General features: G+C 62.5%; 20 protein-coding genes and 1 tRNA gene. 9 read left to right on the forward strand and 12 right to left on the reverse strand.

Translation table 11 applies throughout. The features are described from left to right. Positions 1-9: 9 nt before the first annotated feature. The 3 genes from AC2A04_RS11185 (at position 10) to AC2A04_RS11195 (ending at position 3,325) form a co-directional block, all read left to right on the forward strand. Entirely contained in the window at positions 10-1,599 is a 1,590-nt protein-coding gene (locus AC2A04_RS11185; protein ID WP_484212422.1) for a flavin monoamine oxidase family protein, read from the forward strand. 79 nt (positions 1,600-1,678) lie between these two features. After that, the gene (locus AC2A04_RS11190; RefSeq protein WP_484212423.1) at positions 1,679-2,239 is read left to right on the forward strand and encodes a GNAT family N-acetyltransferase; all 561 of its coding nucleotides are present in this window, start codon (positions 1,679-1,681) and stop codon (positions 2,237-2,239) included. 255 nt (positions 2,240-2,494) lie between these two features. After that, positions 2,495-3,325, forward strand: coding sequence for a 23S rRNA (adenine(2030)-N(6))-methyltransferase RlmJ (locus AC2A04_RS11195; RefSeq protein ID WP_484212424.1), 831 nt, complete (start codon positions 2,495-2,497; stop codon positions 3,323-3,325). Positions 3,326-3,400: 75 nt separating this feature from the next. Here AC2A04_RS11195 and AC2A04_RS11200 read toward each other — a convergent pair whose 3' ends face one another. The 8 genes from AC2A04_RS11200 to aspS form a co-directional block, all read right to left on the reverse strand. Continuing rightward, positions 3,401-3,721, reverse strand: a complete 321-nt coding sequence (locus AC2A04_RS11200; RefSeq protein WP_484212425.1) for a hypothetical protein — start codon at positions 3,719-3,721, stop codon at positions 3,401-3,403. A gap of 355 nt (positions 3,722-4,076) precedes the next feature. Continuing rightward, positions 4,077-4,152, reverse strand: a tRNA-Thr gene (locus AC2A04_RS11205). 79 nt (positions 4,153-4,231) lie between these two features. Then, entirely contained in the window at positions 4,232-5,512 is a 1,281-nt protein-coding gene (locus tag AC2A04_RS11210) for an adenosylmethionine--8-amino-7-oxononanoate transaminase (protein WP_484212426.1), read from the reverse strand. Positions 5,513-5,590: 78 nt separating this feature from the next. Continuing rightward, positions 5,591-6,133, reverse strand: a complete 543-nt coding sequence (locus AC2A04_RS11215) for a 2'-5' RNA ligase family protein (RefSeq protein WP_484212427.1) — start codon at positions 6,131-6,133, stop codon at positions 5,591-5,593. Positions 6,134-6,386: 253 nt separating this feature from the next. Further along, positions 6,387-7,361, reverse strand: coding sequence for an endolytic transglycosylase MltG (gene mltG, locus AC2A04_RS11220; protein WP_484212428.1), 975 nt, complete (start codon positions 7,359-7,361; stop codon positions 6,387-6,389). A 14-nt stretch (positions 7,362-7,375) separates the two neighbouring features. Beyond that, positions 7,376-8,638 (reverse strand): beta-ketoacyl-ACP synthase II, encoded by a 1,263-nt coding sequence (gene fabF / locus AC2A04_RS11225; protein ID WP_484212429.1) that lies wholly within the window; start codon positions 8,636-8,638, stop codon positions 7,376-7,378. A gap of 141 nt (positions 8,639-8,779) precedes the next feature. Next, on the reverse strand, positions 8,780-9,016 hold the full coding sequence (locus AC2A04_RS11230; RefSeq protein ID WP_168853306.1) for an acyl carrier protein: 237 nt from the start codon (positions 9,014-9,016) through the stop codon (positions 8,780-8,782). A 116-nt stretch (positions 9,017-9,132) separates the two neighbouring features. After that, a complete protein-coding gene (gene aspS / locus AC2A04_RS11235; RefSeq protein ID WP_484212430.1) occupies positions 9,133-10,914 on the reverse strand; it encodes an aspartate--tRNA ligase in 1,782 nt (593 codons plus the stop codon). 178 nt (positions 10,915-11,092) lie between these two features. Here aspS and rnd point away from each other — a divergent pair, with 178 nt between their 5' ends. Genes rnd through AC2A04_RS11255 form a run of 4 tightly spaced genes read left to right on the forward strand, consistent with a single transcriptional unit; the run spans position 11,093 to position 13,786 of the window. Continuing rightward, the gene (rnd, locus tag AC2A04_RS11240) at positions 11,093-12,310 is read left to right on the forward strand and encodes a ribonuclease D (RefSeq protein WP_484212431.1); all 1,218 of its coding nucleotides are present in this window, start codon (positions 11,093-11,095) and stop codon (positions 12,308-12,310) included. After that, on the forward strand, positions 12,307-13,203 hold the full coding sequence (locus tag AC2A04_RS11245) for a hydrogen peroxide-inducible genes activator (RefSeq protein ID WP_484212432.1): 897 nt from the start codon (positions 12,307-12,309) through the stop codon (positions 13,201-13,203). Before rnd ends, AC2A04_RS11245 begins: the two co-directional genes overlap by 4 nt. 32 nt (positions 13,204-13,235) lie before the next feature. Then, a complete protein-coding gene (locus tag AC2A04_RS11250) occupies positions 13,236-13,487 on the forward strand; it encodes a type II toxin-antitoxin system CcdA family antitoxin (protein ID WP_484212433.1) in 252 nt (83 codons plus the stop codon). Next, positions 13,487-13,786 (forward strand): CcdB family protein, encoded by a 300-nt coding sequence (locus AC2A04_RS11255; RefSeq protein WP_484212434.1) that lies wholly within the window; start codon positions 13,487-13,489, stop codon positions 13,784-13,786. Before AC2A04_RS11250 ends, AC2A04_RS11255 begins: the two co-directional genes overlap by 1 nt. Before the next feature lie 4 nt (positions 13,787-13,790). Here the strand turns inward: AC2A04_RS11255 and pgsA are convergent, their stop codons facing one another. Then, a complete protein-coding gene (pgsA, locus tag AC2A04_RS11260; RefSeq protein ID WP_484212435.1) occupies positions 13,791-14,384 on the reverse strand; it encodes a CDP-diacylglycerol--glycerol-3-phosphate 3-phosphatidyltransferase in 594 nt (197 codons plus the stop codon). A 139-nt stretch (positions 14,385-14,523) separates the two neighbouring features. Here pgsA and AC2A04_RS11265 point away from each other — a divergent pair, with 139 nt between their 5' ends. Then, entirely contained in the window at positions 14,524-15,828 is a 1,305-nt protein-coding gene (locus AC2A04_RS11265) for an MFS transporter (RefSeq protein WP_484212436.1), read from the forward strand. Between the two features lies 1 nt (position 15,829). On the opposite strand, the gene AC2A04_RS11270 is transcribed toward AC2A04_RS11265, so the two are convergent. The 3 genes from AC2A04_RS11270 to AC2A04_RS11280 all read right to left on the reverse strand — a co-directional run bounded on the left by AC2A04_RS11270 (position 15,830) and on the right by AC2A04_RS11280 (position 16,957). Beyond that, the gene (locus tag AC2A04_RS11270; protein ID WP_484212437.1) at positions 15,830-16,096 is read right to left on the reverse strand and encodes a hypothetical protein; all 267 of its coding nucleotides are present in this window, start codon (positions 16,094-16,096) and stop codon (positions 15,830-15,832) included. 153 nt (positions 16,097-16,249) lie between these two features. Further along, the gene (locus AC2A04_RS11275; RefSeq protein ID WP_484212438.1) at positions 16,250-16,432 is read right to left on the reverse strand and encodes a CsbD family protein; all 183 of its coding nucleotides are present in this window, start codon (positions 16,430-16,432) and stop codon (positions 16,250-16,252) included. Positions 16,433-16,513: 81 nt separating this feature from the next. Next, a complete protein-coding gene (locus tag AC2A04_RS11280) occupies positions 16,514-16,957 on the reverse strand; it encodes an EVE domain-containing protein (protein ID WP_484212439.1) in 444 nt (147 codons plus the stop codon). Between the two features lie 64 nt (positions 16,958-17,021). On the opposite strand from AC2A04_RS11280, the gene AC2A04_RS11285 reads away from it, so the two are divergent. Then, the gene (locus AC2A04_RS11285) at positions 17,022-17,960 is read left to right on the forward strand and encodes an isopenicillin N synthase family dioxygenase (protein ID WP_484212676.1); all 939 of its coding nucleotides are present in this window, start codon (positions 17,022-17,024) and stop codon (positions 17,958-17,960) included. Positions 17,961-17,963: the final 3 nt, after the last annotated feature.

Below are 17,963 nucleotides of genomic sequence, written 5' to 3' on the forward strand. Positions count from 1 at the left end.
GGGGTCTCAATGCTCGACGATTTCACGCCGCCTACCCGCCGCGATCTTCTGACCATGATCGGCAAGGCCGGGGGCGCTGCCGCGCTCTATCAGGCCATGACCGTGCTGGGGCATGCCAAGGACAGCCAGTTTTCCGGCCCGCCGAAGCTTTCGGGCGCAAAGCCGGGTTCGACCGTGCTGGTTCTCGGCGCGGGCCTTGCCGGGATGCTTGCCGCCTATGAACTGGTGAAAGCCGGGTACAAGGTGCAGATCCTCGAGTTTCAAGGGCGCGCAGGGGGGCGCAACTACACCGTGCGCGGCGGCGATACGATTACCGAGATCGGATCGACCCAGAAGGTCGATTTCGCTCCCGGCAATTATCTCAACCCCGGCCCTTGGCGCATTCCCTATCATCACCGCACCGTGCTGCATTACTGCAAGGAACTTGGCGTCGCGCTGGAGCCGTTCCTCCAGATCAACCACAATGCGTTGATCCATCAGAAGAATGCGTTCGGCGGCAAGCCCCAGACCTACCGCGATCTCAGCGTGGACTGGAAGGGCCACGTCTCGGAGCTGCTCGCCAAATCGCTCGATGCGGGCGCGCTCGACAGCACCGTGACGGCCGAGGACAAGGCGCGTCTGCTCGAGGCGATGCGCGAGTGGGGCGTGCTCGACAAGGACATGAAATACACCAAGAGCATGGCGCTGGGCAACGAACGCGGATGGGAGCGGCCTCCCGGTGGCGGAGTCAATGGCGCGCCGATCCCGAACGATCCCTTCAGCCTGTCCCAGACGCTCGACAGCAAGATCTGGAACCAGATCGGCTTCTTCGCCGAGCACGTCATGCAGACCACGATGTTTCAGCCCAAGGGCGGGATGGACAACATCGGCAAGGCCTTTCAGTCGCGCCTGGGCAAGATGATCCGCTTCAACACGCGCGTGACCAAAATCGCACAGGACGACAAGGGAGTAACCGCTACCTGGACCGACACGAAGTCTGGCACCACGGGCACGACCAGCGCCGACTGGATGGTCTGCACGATTCCTGCGCCCGTGCTCAACCAGATCGACTTCCAGGTCTCGGCCGAAAAGAAGGCGGCGATCCGCGCCCTCCCCTATGGCAATTCCGTCAAGATCGGGCTCGAAATGAAGCGCCGCTTCTGGGAAACCGATCACGCGATCTATGGCGGCATCTCGTTCACGGACCAGGCGATCTCGCTGATTTCCTATCCGAGCGCGGGATCGTTCAGCGATGGTCCGGCGGTGATCCTGGGTGCATACCCGTTCGGTCCCGGTGCCTACATGCTTGCCGGCATGACGCCCGAGAAGCGCATCCAGACCGCTCTCGATCAGGGATCGGTGTTCCATCCTGCAGAGTACAAGTCCGAATTCCGCACGGGCGCATCGCTCGCCTGGAGCCGCATGCCGTGGATCCTCGGCTGCTGCGCCACCTGGACCGAAGAAAGCCGCGCCGCGCATTACCAGAACCTTGTCAGCATGGACGGCCGCATCGTTCTGGCGGGCGAACACGCATCCTATTACGGTTGCTGGCAGGAAGGCGCAATGCTCTCGTCGCTCGATGCAATTACCCGCCTACATGAACGGGCAATGGCCGCCTGAATTCGACAATCGGCGAGCGGGCGCGACTGTCGCGTCCGCTCGTGCGTTTCGGCGCATCGGACGTTAAAGCAGCCAGCACATGACTATGAAAGCGACCATCCGCCCCGCCTTGGCGGCCGAAATTCCCGCGCTCGAGGCGATCATCGAGCAATCGGCGCGTGCGCTGAGCCAAGGATACTACTCCCAAGCCGAAATCGAGGCGGCCATTGCCCATGTCTTCGGCGTTGACAGCGAACTCGTTGCGGACGGCACCTATCTCGTTGCCGAAAAGGCCGGTGAGCCCGGAATTCTCCTCGGGTGCGGCGGGTGGAGCAGGCGCGCCACGCTTTTTGGCGGCGACCGTTTCATCGGTCGGCAATCGGGCCTGCTGGATCCTGCGCACGATCCTGCCAAGATTCGCGCGTTCTTCGTCGCGCCCGATGCCGCAAGGTCAGGCGTTGGCCGGGCTCTTCTCGACGCCTGCGAAAGCGCGGCCTGCGCCGCCGGCTTCAGACAGTGCGAATTAATGGCAACCCTGCCCGGTGAACCCTTTTACGCAACCTGCGGCTACACCCCCATCGAACGCATCGCCTTCGACTGCGATGGCACGCCCGTCCCCTTCGTAAAAATGACGAAGCCCCTGCCCGCGCGCATCGCCTGACCGCCATGCTGCTCACTCGTCGGAATTTAGAGGCAATCAGTTCAAGCAGCCACTGACAACTCCGCGCGACCGTAGCCCTTCTTCTCCAGCTCTTGTGACGATCACCAATGCGGCATTTCTGCTATGCGCAGAAGTGCTTTGAAGGTTTCCGCTCGAAGCTATACGGGCATCCGATTGGTTGCTTCAATCGCCTCGTGTTTGGCTTCGGCGACCAGCGGCTACGTCCAAAGGCAGTTCGTCAGGTTCTAAATCACAATGAATTATCGCCATTCTTTCCATGCGGGCAATAGCGCCGATGTCGTGAAGCACAGCCTGCTGATCGCTCTCGTGAAGGCCCTTCAGCACAAAGAAAGCGCGCTGACCCTGATCGACACCCATGCCGGCTGCGGGCTGTATAACCTCTATGGCGATGAGGCCCAACGCACCGGCGAATCCACGCAGGGCGTGTTGCGGGCCTTTGACGAACCGAACCCCTTGCTGAACGACTACCGCGCCGCCGTACAGGCCGTGAATGTCGGAGCTGAGCCGCGCCTGTACCCGGGCTCACCGCGGATCCTGGCGCAGCTTCTGCGCCCACAGGATTTCCTGATACTGAACGAAAAGCATCCCGAGGACGCCTATGCCCTGCGCGGTGTGATGCGCGACACTTCCGCTGCCGTGCATGAGCGCGACGCCTATGAGCTTTGGCTCGCGATGCTGCCACCTCGCACCCCGCGCGGCGTGGTGGTGGTCGACCCGCCGTACGAACAACTGGACGAACGCGCGCGTATTACAGCGACTCTCGCTGCGGCTCACCGCAAATGGGCGCATGGTGTGACGGTGATCTGGTATCCGCTGAAAGACCGTGCCGCACATTGGCGATGGAAGGAACAACTGAGCAAGCTCGGCATCCCGAAATTGCTGTGCGTGGAGCATTGGTTGTACGACGGCGTTCAGCCCGGCATCTATAACGGTGCGGGCCTTTTCATCGTCAACCCGCCGTACGCCTTCACGCAGGCACTGCCGCCTCTTCTGGAAACCTTGCGCTTCGCGCTGGCGCCCGAGGGGCATAGGGGCGAAATCACAGCCGATTGGCTGAGCGACTAGAACAAATCCTCATCGTGCCCTTATCCGAAAGGACAAATAGCCGAGCAGCAGGCGCCAACTGTCAGGTGCCTGCGGCTAATTGCCATCAGCATCGACTTCGAAAACCATGGGCTTTCCCCGAGAAGCAGGCTCCCAACCGGCGAGCAGCGCTGCCTGAATGCCCCTGATTACCACAGCGTCGCCGATCTGGAGGCGGCCTCGTTGCATGCCTTTCAGCAAGCGCTTCGGCGGGGGGAATTCCAGCAAGGCTCCGCGTAGGGTTTGCCTGCGCAGCAAAGAAACGGTCATGCCCTTCCAGCCTTCAGACTCGCTCCACTGCGGCTCGCTCCGCAGCTCCCACTCGTATTGATACCCGTCAACTTCGACGATACCGGAAAGCTTGTGGATCTTGGTCATGCTGCCCTGCCTAGCAGGTCTGCGAACATAAACCACCGGCCGGTTGCGAATGGCGAAACTGATCTGGACGACGCTTTGAAGGTTGCCGACTGGGCCAGACCACTGACCCGATTTTCATGCGCCAGAGCATGCCCCTCGATGCATGGACGAGCAGAAACAGCCCCTTTTCGTCGGTCAGCTTGCAGGGCTTCGCTTGCGGCTTCGCGTTTCGGATTGCGGTCGTCGAAATTGCCACCGGGGGCCACGACTTTCATCAGAGACGAACGTCAGCGAGCACTGGCGGTTAAGCCATTCCAGTTTATGACAGATTTCCGGGGTTTTTCAACCAAACGCGGCCATTGGCGAATGGGAGAAGTGGTGCCGCTTACGTGACTCGAACACGTGACCCCATCATTACGAATGATGTGCTCTACCGACTGAGCTAAAGCGGCGTGCCTCTTGGACAGGGGCGCCGTTTAGCCATGGGGCTGGAGAGTGGCAACCCTTTTTCGGGGATTTCTTCGTTGCCGGTCAAACGGGTCTCTCTCGGCTCCATTCCTGCACGGATTCGACCATGGCGCACGCAATACGGGCGATGTCCTCTTCGCCGGTGACGAGTGGCGGAGTGGTGTAGAGAATGTCGCGGAAGGGGCGGAGCCAGACGCCGCGCGCGATGCAAGCAGCCGAGAGACGATCAGCGGGCGCGGGCCCGTCAAGCTGGATCACGCCGATCGCCCCGCGCACGCGCACGTCACGTACACCAGGCAGATCGCGCGCCGGGGTGAGCAGACTTTCTAGCTGCGCACCGATGGCGCGCGCCTGTTCCAGCCGGGGCTCGCTTTCGAACAGGTCGAGCGAGGCATTCGCCGCCGCGCAGCCCATGGCGTTGCCCATGTAGGTTGGACCATGCATCAGCGCGTGGAGCGGATCGTCCGAGAGGAAGCGTTCGTAGATCCGACGGCTGGCGATGGTCGCGGCAAGAGGCAGCGTGCCGCCGGTCAGCGCCTTGGACAGCGTCACGATGTCGGGCTGGACGCCTGCGATCTGACAGGCGAACATGGCCTCGCCCAGGCGACCCAGCCCGACGAATATCTCGTCGAAGATCAGGAGGAGATCGTGCGCGTCGGCAAGCCGGCGCAGGGCCTGCAGCGTGACGCTCTCGTGAAACACCATGCCACCCGCGCCCTGCACCAGTGGCTCGACGATGATTCCGGCAAGTTCGCCGCGATGGCGCCCGATCAATTCGTCGAGCGCCGCCTCATCTGCGGCATTGCGCGGCAGATCGACAACGACCTGTTCGAGCAGCGCACCCTTGAACAGGCTGTGCATGCCCTCGTCGGGGTCGCACACGCTCATCGTGGCGAAAGTGTCGCCATGATAGCCGCCGCGAAAACAAAGAAACTTCACGCGGCGCTGGCCCTGGTTGAGCCAGTATTGCGCGGCCATCTTCATCGCGACTTCAACCGCGACAGAGCCGGAATCGCTGTAGAACACGTGGTCGAGATCGCCCGGGAGCAGAGCAGCCAGCCGCCGCGCCAGAACATAGGCCTGCTCATGCGCAAGCCCGCCCAGCATGACGTGCGGCAGGGTCTCGAGCTGGCGACACACCGCCTCCTCGATGTGGGGGTGGCGATAGCCATGAACGGTCGCCCACCAGCTGGAAATGCCGTCGACCAGTTCACGGCCATCGGCAAGCGTGAGCCGCGTGCCCTGCGCAGAGACGACCGGCAGGGCGGGACGCACCGTCTTCATCTGCGTATAGGGCAGCCACACGTGCTCACGTCCGGCTGCGTACCATTGGGGCTCGGTCATCGCGTGTCCTTTGCACGTATCGCGGCGCTGGCGATGCCCTGTGACGCCCTTGCAATCAAGCCACGGCGTGTTGCTGTTTCAACCCGGAGCCCTTGTGCGGCCGCGAAAGGACCAGCGCCCAGCTTCTTCCCACGGGCCGCCCATGTAATGATGAAGGCCAAGGCCAGCGAAGACAAAGTCGCGGGGGATGAATGTCGCTGCAAGGCTTGCCTGAAGTGCCTGTGCTGCCTTGCGCTCGACCTTGTTCTGAATGGTGACGTGAAGGCGGAGACCGTGGCCGTCTTGCGCGGTGAGCATGCCGTGGAAGTGCTCGGCAATGCGTTCACGCAATTCTACCATCCCGGGGCTGTCTATGCGGAAGGCAGTTCCCCCTCCCAGATCCATGATCGAGGTCAGCCGCGCCGCGACGGGCGCATGTTCGGCCGCAAGGCTGGCAAGCAGGGCTCTGACTTCGTCGAGCAGGGGCGCAGGAAGCGCGTGGAACAACGTGACATGCGCGCGCAGGTGATTGCGCTCTGGCGGGAAGTGCGCCTTGCGCAAGGCATCTGCCCAGCCTCCAAGCTGAGGCGGCAACTGCGCCGTCACGATCAGCGGGGCGAGATGCTTGGGACGATCGTTCACCTGCCGATGCTCAGCCCAGCGGCCGACCAAAGGCAAGTGCCCATCGAGACAGGTCGGGATGAAGTTGGAGCAGCGGGAACATTCGGCAAAGCCGCGGCGACGTGCTTGCGCAGATCATCCGGCACAGCCTGAATGTTCCCTGGATTCCGGGTGCAAGCAATGCCTGCACCCCGTGCCTCCGGAAAACACCTTAGGGCCACATTCTTAAATTAACAGCAATTCACCACCAGAACGGACTGTTTTGGCTCGGATGTCACATCTCGCCCCGCGCCTTGCGCAAGGCGAACCACTTGGCGACGTTGGCATTGTGCTCCTGCAGCGTACTGGCAAAGACATGCCCGCCCGAACCGTCGGCAACCATGAAGAGCGCGTCCGTTTCTGCAGGATCGAGCACGGCGGCGATGGAATCGCGGCCCGGGTTGGTGATGGGCCCCACCGGCAAGCCGATCATCGTATAGGTATTGTAGCCGTTGACCGCCTGAATTTCGGACTGGCGTATCCGCCGGCCGAGCGGCTTGCCCTTGGTGATCGGGTAGATGATCGTGGGATCGGCCTGAAGCAGCATGCGCTGGCGAAGGCGATTGGAATAGAGCCCGGCTACCATGCGCCGCTCCGAGGGCTTGCCGGTTTCCTTTTCGACGATCGATGCCAGGACGAGAGCCTCCTGCGGTGTCTTTGCAACCGTTCGGGAGGAGCGTTTGGCCCATAGCTCGGCAAGCGTCTTGTCCATGGCCGCCTGCATCCGCTTGAGCACCGCGGCGCGGGTTTCGCCCTTCTGCCAGTCGTAACTGTCGGGCAGCACGGTGCCTTCACCGGGAACCACGACCGGACCGACCAGATCCTTGTTGGCGGTCAGGCGTTCGGCCACCATGACCGAGGGCATGCCTTCGGGGATCGTGACGAGACGGCGGATGACCTTGTCGCCCTTTAGGATCTCGAGAATGGTCGCTTCACTGACGCCCTTGGGCAGCAGGAACGAACCGACCTTTACTTCGGTGCCGCCTCCCAGCAGTCGCGCACGCAGCTTGAACACCGTGGCCGAATCAATTGCGCCATCTTGCTCGAGATCGTCGGCAAGCGCGCTCAGCCCTTCGCCCTCGCCCACGTCGAATTCCAGCTGGCTGGCGAGCGGGCCCGATGCGAACCAGCCGCCCACCAGCCACAGAATGCTCGCGAGCAGAACAAGGGCACCCGCAATCGGGGCCAAGCGTTTGCGACGGCGCGCCATCGCGATCGCCCCTCTCAGTCTTCCACCGCCTTGACGATGATGCTCGCATTGGTGCCGCCAAAGCCGAACGAATTGTTCAGCGCTGCGCGCACCTTGCGCTTCTTGGCGACCAACGGGACGAGATCGACGCCTTCGGTGCCTTCATCGGGGTTTTCGAGGTTCAGCGTCGGCGGGACGATCTGGTCGCGCAGCGCAAGAATGCAGAAGATTGCCTCGACCGCACCAGCGCCGCCCAGCAGATGACCGATGGCAGACTTGGTGCTGCTCATCGATGCGCCGGACAGATCGTCGCCCAGCACGCGCTTGACCGCTGCCAGTTCGATCGTGTCGGCCATCGTCGAGGTGCCGTGGGCGTTGACGTAGTCGATGTCGCCCGCGTTCAGGCCAGCCTTCTTCAGCGCCATGCGCATCGCCAGTTCCGCACCCTTGCCCTCAGGATGCGGCGCGGTGACGTGATAGGCGTCGCCCGAGAGGCCGTAACCGACGACTTCGGCGTAAATCTTCGCACCGCGGGCCTTGGCGTGCTCATACTCCTCGAGGACGACGACGCCGGCGCCTTCGCCCATGACGAACCCGTCGCGACCCTTGTCATAGGGGCGGCTTGCCTGCTCGGGGCGGTCGTTGAAGCTGCAATTAAGTGCGCGTGCCTGAGCGAACCCGGCCACGCCGATCGGGCAGATCGTGCCTTCGGCACCGCCTGCCAGCATGATGTCGGCATCATCATCACGAATCATGCGCGCGGCATCGCCGATCGAGTGCGCACCGGTCGAGCAGGCGGTGACGACGGCGTGGTTCGGGCCCATGAGGCCGTACTTGATCGATACCTGGCCCGAAATCAGGTTGATGAGGCGGCCGTGCACGAAGTGCGGGCTGACGCGCGAGGGGCCCTTGCCCGCAAGCACCAGCGATTCGCTTTCGATACCGGGAAGGCCCCCGATGCCCGAGCCGATCGAGCAGCCCGCGCGCATGCGCATGTCCTCAGGCATGTCCTCGAGCCCTGCGTCCTCGATCGCTTGCCCTGCAGCATCGATGCCGTAGACGATGAACGGATCGACCTGGCGCTGCACCTTGTGGTCGACGCGCTTGTTCGGATCGAAGCCGTATTCATGGTCGGCCGGTTTTACCTCGCAAGCGATCTGGCACTTCTGGTCGCTCGCATCGAAACGCGTGATCGGCCCTGCACCGGACTTGCCGGCAAGCAGGTTCTTCCACACGGTTTCAACGTCCGCACCCAGCGGGGTGACAAGACCAAGTCCGGTTACGACGACACGACGCATTGAAATCTCCGGGAAATATGCAAACAGGCCCAGCCCCGTAAAAGAGGCTGAGCCTGCCGAAGTCCTCCCCTGCCCAGCCCGTTCAGGCCGGACGGCTCCACCGCCTGCGACAGGCCGGGAACCCCGGGTGGCTCTGGGCGATCAGCCCTTGTTTTCGTCGATGTACTTGATCGCGTCCTGCACGGTCGAGATCTTCTCGGCCGCATCGTCGGGGATCTCGACGCCAAATTCTTCTTCGAAGGCCATCACCAGCTCGACGATGTCGAGCGAGTCAGCGCCCAGATCGTCAATGAAGCTAGCCTCTTCGGTGACCTTGTCAGCCTCGACGCCGAGGTGCTCGACAACGATCTTCTTAACGCGGTCGGCGGTATCGCTCATGAAATGCCCCTTCGAAGGAAAGCGGTTGGTTATTTGTTCGGCTTTCGCCCTAATGAACGGATTGAACGCTGGCAAGTGCCCCGCTGCGGATCACCACAGCGCGCGCACGATCCGGCTCATCCCTTGCTCGGCTCGATCACGCGGACATGCAGCTCGCGCAACTGCTTCAGGGCTGCCGGAGACGGCGCCCCCATAAGCAGGTCTTCGGCGCGCTGGTTCATCGGGAACAGCGTGATTTCGCGCAGGTTCTGCGCACCGCAGATCAACATGACGATGCGGTCCACGCCCGCTGCCATGCCGCCGTGCGGCGGAGCGCCGTACTGGAAGGCGCGGTAGAGGCCGCCGAAGCGGTCCTCGACGTCCTGCTTCGACAGGCCGACCAGTTCGAACGCCTTGACCATCGTCTCGGGCGACTGGTTGCGGATCGAACCCGATGCGATCTCGAAGCCGTTGCAAACCAGATCGTACTGAAATGCGTTGATCGTCAGCGGATCCTGCGTGTTCAGCGCTTCAAGTCCGCCCTGCGGCATCGAGAACGGGTTGTGGCTGAATTCGACCTTCTTGTTGTCCTCGTCCCATTCGTAGAACGGGAAATCGACGATCCAGCACAACTCGAAGCGATCCTTGTCGATCAGGCCGAGTTGCTCGGCAACGCGGGTACGCGCTAGACCGGCGAGCTTCGCCGCCTGCTCTTCTTTGCCTGCGGCAAAGAAGCAGCCGTCGTCCGGCCCCAGACCCAATGCGTCGAACAGCGCGGCCATCTTGTCCTCGCCGTGGTTCTTGGCGATCGGCCCGCCGAACACGCCGCCCTTGCGAGTGGCATAGCCAAGCCCTGCGTGGCCTTCCGCACGCGCCCAGTCGTTCATTTCGTCGAAGAACTTGCGGCTCTTCTCGGCGGTGTTCGGCGCAGGAATCAGGCGGACGGTGCCGCCCGAACCGACGATCTTCTCGAACAGGCCAAATCCGGATTCGCGGAATTCGTCCGAGACTTCGCGGATGATGATCGGGTTGCGCAGGTCGGGCTTGTCCGAGCCGTACTTGAGCATGGCTTCGGCATAGGGGATGCGCGGGAAGCTGCCGGTCGGCGTCACCGCGCGACCTTCGGCAAACGCCTCGAACACGCCGCCGATCACCGGCTCCATCGTCTCCCACACTTCTTCCTGAGTGACGAAGCTCATCTCGAGGTCGAGCTGGTAGAACTCGCCAGGCAGACGATCTGCGCGCGGGTCTTCGTCGCGGAAGCAGGGCGCAATCTGGAAATAGCGATCGAAGCCCGCGACCATCAGCAGTTGCTTGTACTGCTGCGGCGCCTGCGGCAGCGCGTAAAACTTGCCCGGATGGATGCGGCTCGGCACGAGGAAGTCGCGCGCACCTTCGGGCGAGGACGCGGTCAGGATCGGCGTCGAATATTCGGTGAAGCCGGCGCCTTCCATCCGGCGGCGCATGTCCGAGATGACCTTGGTACGGGTGACGATGTTGGCGTGCAGCGTTTCGCGGCGAAGGTCGAGGAAGCGATAGCGCAGGCGGATGTCCTCAGGGTATTCCTGCTCACCCGCCACCGGCATCGGCAGTTCTTCGGCAGCCGAAAGCACCGTGGCACCGCGTGCGAAGACTTCGATTTCGCCGGTCGAAAGGTTGGCGTTGGCGGTACCTTCGGCACGCGCCTTGACCTCACCGTCGATCGTGACGACCGATTCCACGCGCAGGCCTTCTAGGATCGCCAGAGCCGGGCTGTCGGCATCGGCGACGATCTGGGTCATGCCGTAGTGGTCGCGCAGATCGACGAACAGCACGCCGCCATGGTCTCGCTTGCGATGCACCCAGCCCGAAAGGCGGACAGTCTGTCCGACATCACCGCGCGTGAGGGCGCCGCAGGTATGGGAACGATAAAGGTGCATTGAAACTCTTTCCAATCGGTCTGCAATCGGGCAGGGGGAATGCGCGGCTAACAGGCGATGGCTGCGGATTTGTCAAGCCACAGCCCCCTCAGGCAAAAGAGGGCGGGGCAAGACGAAGTCCCCGGCAGGGGACACCACCGGGCCCTTTCCCGCGATCGGGCCATACCAGAAAAGTCCGATGAAGATACATCCGCTGATCACCACGACCGAAGCCCTCGCCGAACTTTGCGCAAGGCTTTCCACCGCCGATTTCGTCACGGTCGACACCGAATTCATGCGCGAGAACACCTATTGGCCCGAACTCTGCCTGGTGCAGATCGCGGACGACAAGGAAGCCGCGGCAATTGATCCGCTTGCGCCCGGCATCGACCTGAAGCCCTTGCTTGATCTCATGTGCGACAACGAAGACGTGCTGAAGATCTTTCACGCCGGCGGGCAGGACGTGGAAATCATCTACAACCTCACCGGCAAGACCCCTCACCCGATCTTCGACACGCAGATCGCGATGATGGCGGTCAGCCAGTCCGAGCAGATCGGTTATTCCAACCTTGTCGAGAGCTGGCTTGGCCTGACGATCGACAAGGGCGCGCGCTTTACCGACTGGTCACGCCGCCCCCTGACCGAACGCCAGATCGAATACGCCATTGGCGACGTCACCCACCTCTCGAAGATTTTCCCCAAGCTGCTGAAGCGCCTGATCAAGACCGGGCGCGGCGAATGGCTCGACATCGAGATGGAAAAGCTCGCCGATCCGGCGAACTATCGCACCGACATGGAAACCGCGTGGCAGAAGATCCGCGCGCCCAGCCGCAATCCCGCCGTGCTCGGCCGCCTCAAGGCGCTGGCCGCCTGGCGCGAGCGCGAGGCGATGGACAAGAACATTCCGCGCGGCCGCATCATGCGCGATGAAACCCTGGCCGACATCGCCAGCCACCCGCCGCGTGATCAGGCAGACCTTGCCAAGGTCCGCGGACTTTCATCGGGCTGGAAGGAAAACGACATCGGCCGCCGCCTGATGCAGACGCTTGCCGATGCAAAGCCGCTGACCGACGCCGAGATGCCGCCCAAGGCTCCGCGTGGTGCGCCGCTGGGCAAGGAAGGCGCGCTCGTGGCCGATCTGCTCAAGCTGCTGCTCAAGATTCGCAGCCGGGAGATCGACATCGCCGCACGCCTGCTTGCCCGCACCGACGATCTCGAACTGCTGGCCGCAGGACAGCGCAAGAACCTGCCGATCCTCGAAGGCTGGCGCTTCGAACAGTTTGGCCGTGACGCGCTCGAACTGGTCGAAGGCAAGCTCGCCTTCGCCGTTGTCGGCGGCAAGCTCAAGATGGCGCATATCGACGACATCGGTGGCTCGTCGGATGAACCCGAAGTCGTGGTGCACGTCGACGAATGAGCACGTACCTGCCCACGCTCAAGCAGTTGCAATACCTCGTCGCGCTGCATGAGCACGGGCATTTCGGGCGCGCCGCAGATTCCTGCTTCGTCTCGCAATCGACCTTGTCGGCAGGCCTGCGCGAGCTGGAATCGCTGCTGGGCGTGACACTGGTCGAGCGGACGCGCCGCGTGGTGCGCTTCACGCCGCTCGGCAACCAGGTCGTGGCGAAGGCGCATCGCCTGCTGCGCGAGGCCGAGGAACTGTCGGAACTCGTCCAAAGCCACGGCACGCCGTTAGGAGGCGAGTTGCGGATGAGCGTGATTCCGACGATCGCGCCGTTTCTCCTGCCCCGCATCCTGCCGCGCCTGCGCAAGGAGCGCCCGCAGCTCAAGCTGTTCCTGCGCGAGGAGCCGAGCGCCGCGGCGATCGAATCGCTCCATCATGGCCGCGCCGATTGCGTGCTGCTTGCGCTGCCCTTCGCCACGGGCGAAGTCGAATCCGAGATTCTGTTCAAGGACCCGCTGCTCGTCGCTTTCCCCAAGGACGATCCTCGCGATCCTCCGGCCACGATCAGCCCTGCGCTGATCGACGAGACCCGCCTGCTCCTGCTCGAGGACGGCCACTGCCTCAAGGAACACGCGCTCGCCGCATGCAACCGCCCGGAAATGCGGGCGAGTGCAACCATGATCGGCACGTCCCTGCACACCCTCGTCCAGATGGTCGACAACGGCCTCGGCCTGACGATGCTGCCGCAGATGGCGATCGACGCCGGCATTCTCCACGACACCCAGATCGTTGTCCGCCCGCTCAAGGCCGACCACGCCTGGCGCGATATCGCGCTGGTCTGGCGCAAGAACAGCCCGCGCGCCGAAGAATTCCGGATGCTGGCGACGGAACTGAGGGCGGGTTGACTTTATGCAATCATGCGCAGAAAAATGCGCATATGACGCGGCACAAGCACGATTTTCCGAACGGGCAGCGGAAGGCCACCAATGTGTCGCTCCAGGTCGGCATGGTGGATGAGGCCAAACGCCTCGGCATAAACGTGTCGCGCGCCTGCGAGGCTGGTCTGGCTGCCGAGATTGCCGCAGCTAACGCACAACAGTGGAAGCGGGATAACGCTGCAGCATTGGCCAGTTCAAACGATTGGGCCGAACGTAACGGTTTGCCACTCGCCCGCTACCGCCAGTTCTGATGGCAAAATTCGACGTTTATCTTGGCAGGAACGATGGCACGTTGTTGCTTGATTGCCAGGCCGATTTGCTGAACGATCTTGCCACCCGATTGGTTGTGCCGTTGCTGTGTGAAAAGGACGCCCCGCAACCTGCAGCACGGCTCAATCCCGTTTTTGTGATGAACGAGCAGCGTTATGTGATGGTGACGCAATATGCCGCTTCGATGCCTGTGCGCGAAATGGGCGAGCGAATTGCCAGCCTCATGCATGAACAAGATCGCATAAATCTGGCGCTCGACATGCTGATCACCGGCTTCTGAAGCCTCAATCCATGTGCTTGAGGCCGACCCGCAAATAGTCCCAGCCGGTGATAAGAGTCAGCACGGCAGCGGCCCACAGTGTCGTCAGGCCGACAGTGTGCGGCACGTTGACCACGATCAGGCCAACGTCGAGCGTCCAGCCGGGCATGGCTTGACCCAGGATCAGCGCGCCAAGGCAAACCATCTGGAAGGTCGTCTTCCATTTGGCGAGGCGGCTGACCGGGACCGAGACCTGGATGCCGCCGAGAAATTCGCGCAGGCCCGATACCGCGATCTCGCGCACGAGGATCACAAGGCCTGCAATCACATGCATGTCGCCCACGTAGGGTCCGGTCAGGATGCCTTGTGCGGTCAGGACGAGAATCACCGCCGCGACCATGATCTTGTCGGCAATCGGATCGAGAAAGATGCCGAGCTTGCTGACCGCGCCCTGCGCCCGGGCAAGGTAGCCGTCGAAATAGTCGGTGATGCCCATCAGGCAGTAGACGCCGAAAGCGAGCGCATAGCCCAGGCGCCAGGCGGGCCACCACAGCAGCGCGGCAAGCAGCGGGACGGTCACGATGCGCGACAGGGTGAGCAGGTTGGGCAGCGTCAGCATTATGCCCGCCATAACCGGCAAATGCGCCGAACGGAATTGTAACCTGCATCGGCCAGGTGTTCTTGCAGCAAAAGCCCCTTGCCCATGTCTCCCATCGGGTTAAGGGTGCGCGCGAAGTGGGTGGCTGGCAAACAGGTACATGACAACATCGACGCATCTGGTGCGCACGCGCCGCTTCCTGCCCTTGTTCGTCACGCAATTGCTGGGCGCCTTCAACGACAATCTCTACAAGAACGCGATGGTGCTGTACGTGGTGTACAGCGTCTACAGTTCCGAAGCTGCCGAGGCACGTTTCTCGGCGATTGCCTCGGGCCTGTTCATCCTGCCGTTCTTCCTGCTGTCGGCGCTCGCAGGCCAGTTGGCCGACATGCGCGACAAGGCGCGGATCATCCGCATCGTGAAAGCCTGCGAAATCGCGATCATGCTGGTCGGCGGTGGCGGGCTGGTGCTGGCGTGGGCCGGCGTGGAGGTGCAGGCAATCGCGATCCCGCTGATGTTGGCGGCATTGCTGGCCATGGGCGTGCATTCCACGTTCTTTGGACCGATCAAATACGCGATCCTGCCGCAACATCTGCATGAGGGTGAAGTTCTCGCCGGAACGGGCCTTGTCGAAGCTGGCACCTATATCGCAATCCTTGCAGGCACGATCCTTGCGGGGTGGATACCGGTTGAAGTGGCCGCAGGCGGTGTGGTTATGACTGCAATGATCGGCTACCTCTCCGGGCGACAGGTGCCCCCTGCCCCGCCCATGATCGACGCGCAGCCGGTCGACTACAATGTCTGGCGCTCATCGGTGCAGCTCATCCGCAACACCACGCGGCACCGGCAGGTTTTCATGGCGATCATCGCCATCAGCTTCTTCTGGACCGTGGGCACGGTGCTATTCATCCAGTTCCCGCCGCTTGCCAAGAACGTGCTTTCGGCCAGCAAGGAAGTGGCCAGCCTGTTCCTCGTGATGTTCTCGGTCGGCATTGCGATCGGATCGGTCTCGATCAACGCATTGCTCAAGGGTACTGTATCGGCGCGCTACTCGCCTGCCTCTGTCATTGCGATGGGGCTGTTCATCGCGGCTTTCCATTTCGTCTGCCAGGCATGGACGCCGCATCCCGGCATGCCGCTGATGGACGTCAGCACATTCCTTGCCCAGCCTTTGGCCGTGCCCCTGCTGCTCTGCCTGCTCGGCATTGCGATCGCGGGCGGCATGTTCGTGGTCCCGCTCTATGCATTCCTCACAACCGTGGTCGACAAGTCGGAAACCGCGCGCACGATCGCGGCGAACAACATCGTCAACTCCGGCGCGATGGTGATCGGATCGCTGCTGGCAGTGGCATTGAGCGCGATGGGCGTCGCCATCGTCGACCAGTTGCTGCTCGGTGCCGCCATGTGCGTCGTTTCGGCCTGGCTTGGCTATCTGCTCTACAAGGCAGAATGCGCCGACCGCTGAATCAGGCGATGAAGACCATTACCGCGAGGAAGCAGGCGCAATAGGCGATCAGGAAGTCGCGCACATCCTGCATCGTGATGCGCTTGAGGTTGACTGGCTCGGATCGCAGGTCGACTTCGCGCAGCCGATCCTCGGCCCGCCGCATTGCGGCAACAACTTCCGGCTCAAGCCTGGGCAGCTCGCGCAAAGCATGCAGCGGCAGCGATGCGCGGAAGGGGTGACGGGCAGTGCCGTATGCGGCAGTTGCGAGAGCGGGCGACCTGTTCATGAGGTCACTTTAACGCTTTCTTCACCATTCGGTATCCGGGGCCGCTCGCCAATTTGAGCGCCGTTCCAAGGCGGGACAGATCAGCGCGGGTGCAAAAAGAAAGGCCGCCCTCCCGAAGGATGGCGGCCCGGATTAAGCATTCGAACTGTCAGGTCAGATGTCGTCGCCGAGCGCGCCCTTGACCTTGCCCTTGATTTCCTGGCCTTCGCCCTTGCGCTCCTGCGCCACGCCTTCGGCGTGGAGGCTGGCGTCATCAGTTGCCTTGCCGACGCCCTGCTTGATGTTTCCGGCAGCTTCGTTGGCAAGACCCTTGGCCTTGTCGGTCAGTTCACCCATCAGATATCTCCTTGAAAAATCGGCGGATTGCTCTGCCGTCTCGTCGAAGAATACTACGTCTGAAAATGACCGCGGTTCCCGTCAGACGGCTCCAGCCATCTTCAGCACCAGCGCCCACTCTTCTGGTCGCACCGCACCTACGGACAGGCGTGAAAGCCGGATCAGGTCCATCCCTGCAAGCTCTGGCGTCGCCTTGATCGTTTTCAGGGTCACCGAATTCGGAAGCTTTTCAACTGGTTTGACTTTTACCGCCGCCCACTTGCCTTCGGGATCGGTTGGATCGGTCAGCCCGCCCTTGCTGATCACGATGACCCCAACGATCTCGATGCCGATGTTGGAATGGTAGAAAAAGGCAAGGTCCCCCTCCTGCATGGTGCGCAGGTTGCGAGCCGCTAGGTGGTTGCGAACGCCGTCCCACGTGCCCTCGCCTTCGGCCACCAGATCGTCCCAGCCATAGACGTCCGGCTCCGACTTCATCAGCCACAGATTGCGGCCAGCCGTGTCGGCAATGTTGATTTTGGTCATGAATCCCCGTTCGAATCCCGCTAGAGGCGGTTTCCATAGCGACAATTCTGCGAACTGGAACACCATGCCTCTCGAAACCCTGCCGGTTATCTCGCTGACGCGCGAGCCGGCCGCCCTGTCGCGCGAACTGGGCGACAGCTTCCAGACCTTCGGCTTCGCCATGGTCAAGGATCACGGGATCGATCGCCGCCTGATCGCGCGGGCCTGGGACCTCACCGCGCAGTTCTTCGCCCTCTCAAACGCCGAAAAGCGCAGCTACCACATCGCGGGCCAAGGCGGTGCGCGCGGCTACACGCCCTTCGGCACCGAAATCGCCAAGGGCGCAAAGCTGCACGACCTCAAGGAATTCTGCCATGTAGGCAGAGACCTGCCTACGGGCCACCCATTGTCCGGGCCATCGATGCCGCCCAACATCTGGCCCGCTCAACCCCAGGGATTCCGCGAAACCTTCGAAGCGCTCTACGCCGAATTCGACAAGGTCGGCGCGCGCATCCTTTCGCGCATAGCCGTGTGGCTCGGCCTTGATGAGCACTGGTTCGATCCTGCAATCGAGGATGGCAACTCGGTCATGCGCCTGCTGCACTATCCGCCGGTCCCTGATGCTGAAAGTGGTGCGATCCGGGCCGGTGCGCACGAGGACATCAACCTCATCACCCTGCTGCTCGGGGCCGAGGAAGCAGGGCTGGAATTGCTCGCCAAGGATGGGCGCTGGATCAGTGTCTCGCCGCCCGAGGGTGCGCTGGTGATCAACATCGGCGACATGCTGCAGCGCCTGACCAACCATGTCCTGCCATCGACCACGCACCGGGTGCGCAATCCCGAGGGCGAGCGTGCGCGTCACAGCCGCTATTCGATGCCGTTCTTCCTGCACCTGCGCAGCGATTTTGCGTTCCACACGCTGCCGCACTGCGTGACGCCGGAAAACCCCGATCGCTATCCGGATTCAATCACTGCTGACGATTACCTGCAGGAACGGCTGCGCGAAATCGGATTGAAGAAGTAGTCG

It is taken from the genome of Novosphingobium sp. HNCC26DJ243 (assembly GCF_057180545.1).

What these genes read in the sequence shown, in the direction of transcription:
- pgsA (WP_484212435.1), bottom strand. Translation starts at nt 14,384, where the DNA reads ATGCTGACGCTGCCCAACCTGCTCACCCTGTCGCGCATCGTGACCGTC.
- AC2A04_RS11275 (WP_484212438.1), bottom strand. Translation starts at nt 16,432, where the DNA reads ATGGGTGAACTGACCGACAAGGCCAAGGGTCTTGCCAACGAAGCTGCC.
- fabF (WP_484212429.1), bottom strand. Translation starts at nt 8,638, where the DNA reads ATGCGTCGTGTCGTCGTAACCGGACTTGGTCTTGTCACCCCGCTGGGT.
- aspS (WP_484212430.1), bottom strand. Translation starts at nt 10,914, where the DNA reads ATGCACCTTTATCGTTCCCATACCTGCGGCGCCCTCACGCGCGGTGAT.
- AC2A04_RS11265 (WP_484212436.1), top strand. Translation starts at nt 14,524, where the DNA reads ATGACAACATCGACGCATCTGGTGCGCACGCGCCGCTTCCTGCCCTTG.
- AC2A04_RS11230 (WP_168853306.1), bottom strand. Translation starts at nt 9,016, where the DNA reads ATGAGCGATACCGCCGACCGCGTTAAGAAGATCGTTGTCGAGCACCTC.
- AC2A04_RS11270 (WP_484212437.1), bottom strand. Translation starts at nt 16,096, where the DNA reads ATGAACAGGTCGCCCGCTCTCGCAACTGCCGCATACGGCACTGCCCGT.
- AC2A04_RS11285 (WP_484212676.1), top strand. Translation starts at nt 17,022, where the DNA reads ATGCCTCTCGAAACCCTGCCGGTTATCTCGCTGACGCGCGAGCCGGCC.
- AC2A04_RS11210 (WP_484212426.1), bottom strand. Translation starts at nt 5,512, where the DNA reads ATGACCGAGCCCCAATGGTACGCAGCCGGACGTGAGCACGTGTGGCTG.
- mltG (WP_484212428.1), bottom strand. Translation starts at nt 7,361, where the DNA reads ATGGCGCGCCGTCGCAAACGCTTGGCCCCGATTGCGGGTGCCCTTGTT.
- AC2A04_RS11195 (WP_484212424.1), top strand. Translation starts at nt 2,495, where the DNA reads ATGAATTATCGCCATTCTTTCCATGCGGGCAATAGCGCCGATGTCGTG.
- AC2A04_RS11185 (WP_484212422.1), top strand. Translation starts at nt 10, where the DNA reads ATGCTCGACGATTTCACGCCGCCTACCCGCCGCGATCTTCTGACCATG.
- AC2A04_RS11255 (WP_484212434.1), top strand. Translation starts at nt 13,487, where the DNA reads ATGGCAAAATTCGACGTTTATCTTGGCAGGAACGATGGCACGTTGTTG.
- AC2A04_RS11250 (WP_484212433.1), top strand. Translation starts at nt 13,236, where the DNA reads ATGACGCGGCACAAGCACGATTTTCCGAACGGGCAGCGGAAGGCCACC.
- AC2A04_RS11245 (WP_484212432.1), top strand. Translation starts at nt 12,307, where the DNA reads ATGAGCACGTACCTGCCCACGCTCAAGCAGTTGCAATACCTCGTCGCG.
- AC2A04_RS11280 (WP_484212439.1), bottom strand. Translation starts at nt 16,957, where the DNA reads ATGACCAAAATCAACATTGCCGACACGGCTGGCCGCAATCTGTGGCTG.
- rnd (WP_484212431.1), top strand. Translation starts at nt 11,093, where the DNA reads ATGAAGATACATCCGCTGATCACCACGACCGAAGCCCTCGCCGAACTT.
- AC2A04_RS11190 (WP_484212423.1), top strand. Translation starts at nt 1,679, where the DNA reads ATGACTATGAAAGCGACCATCCGCCCCGCCTTGGCGGCCGAAATTCCC.
- AC2A04_RS11200 (WP_484212425.1), bottom strand. Translation starts at nt 3,721, where the DNA reads ATGACCAAGATCCACAAGCTTTCCGGTATCGTCGAAGTTGACGGGTAT.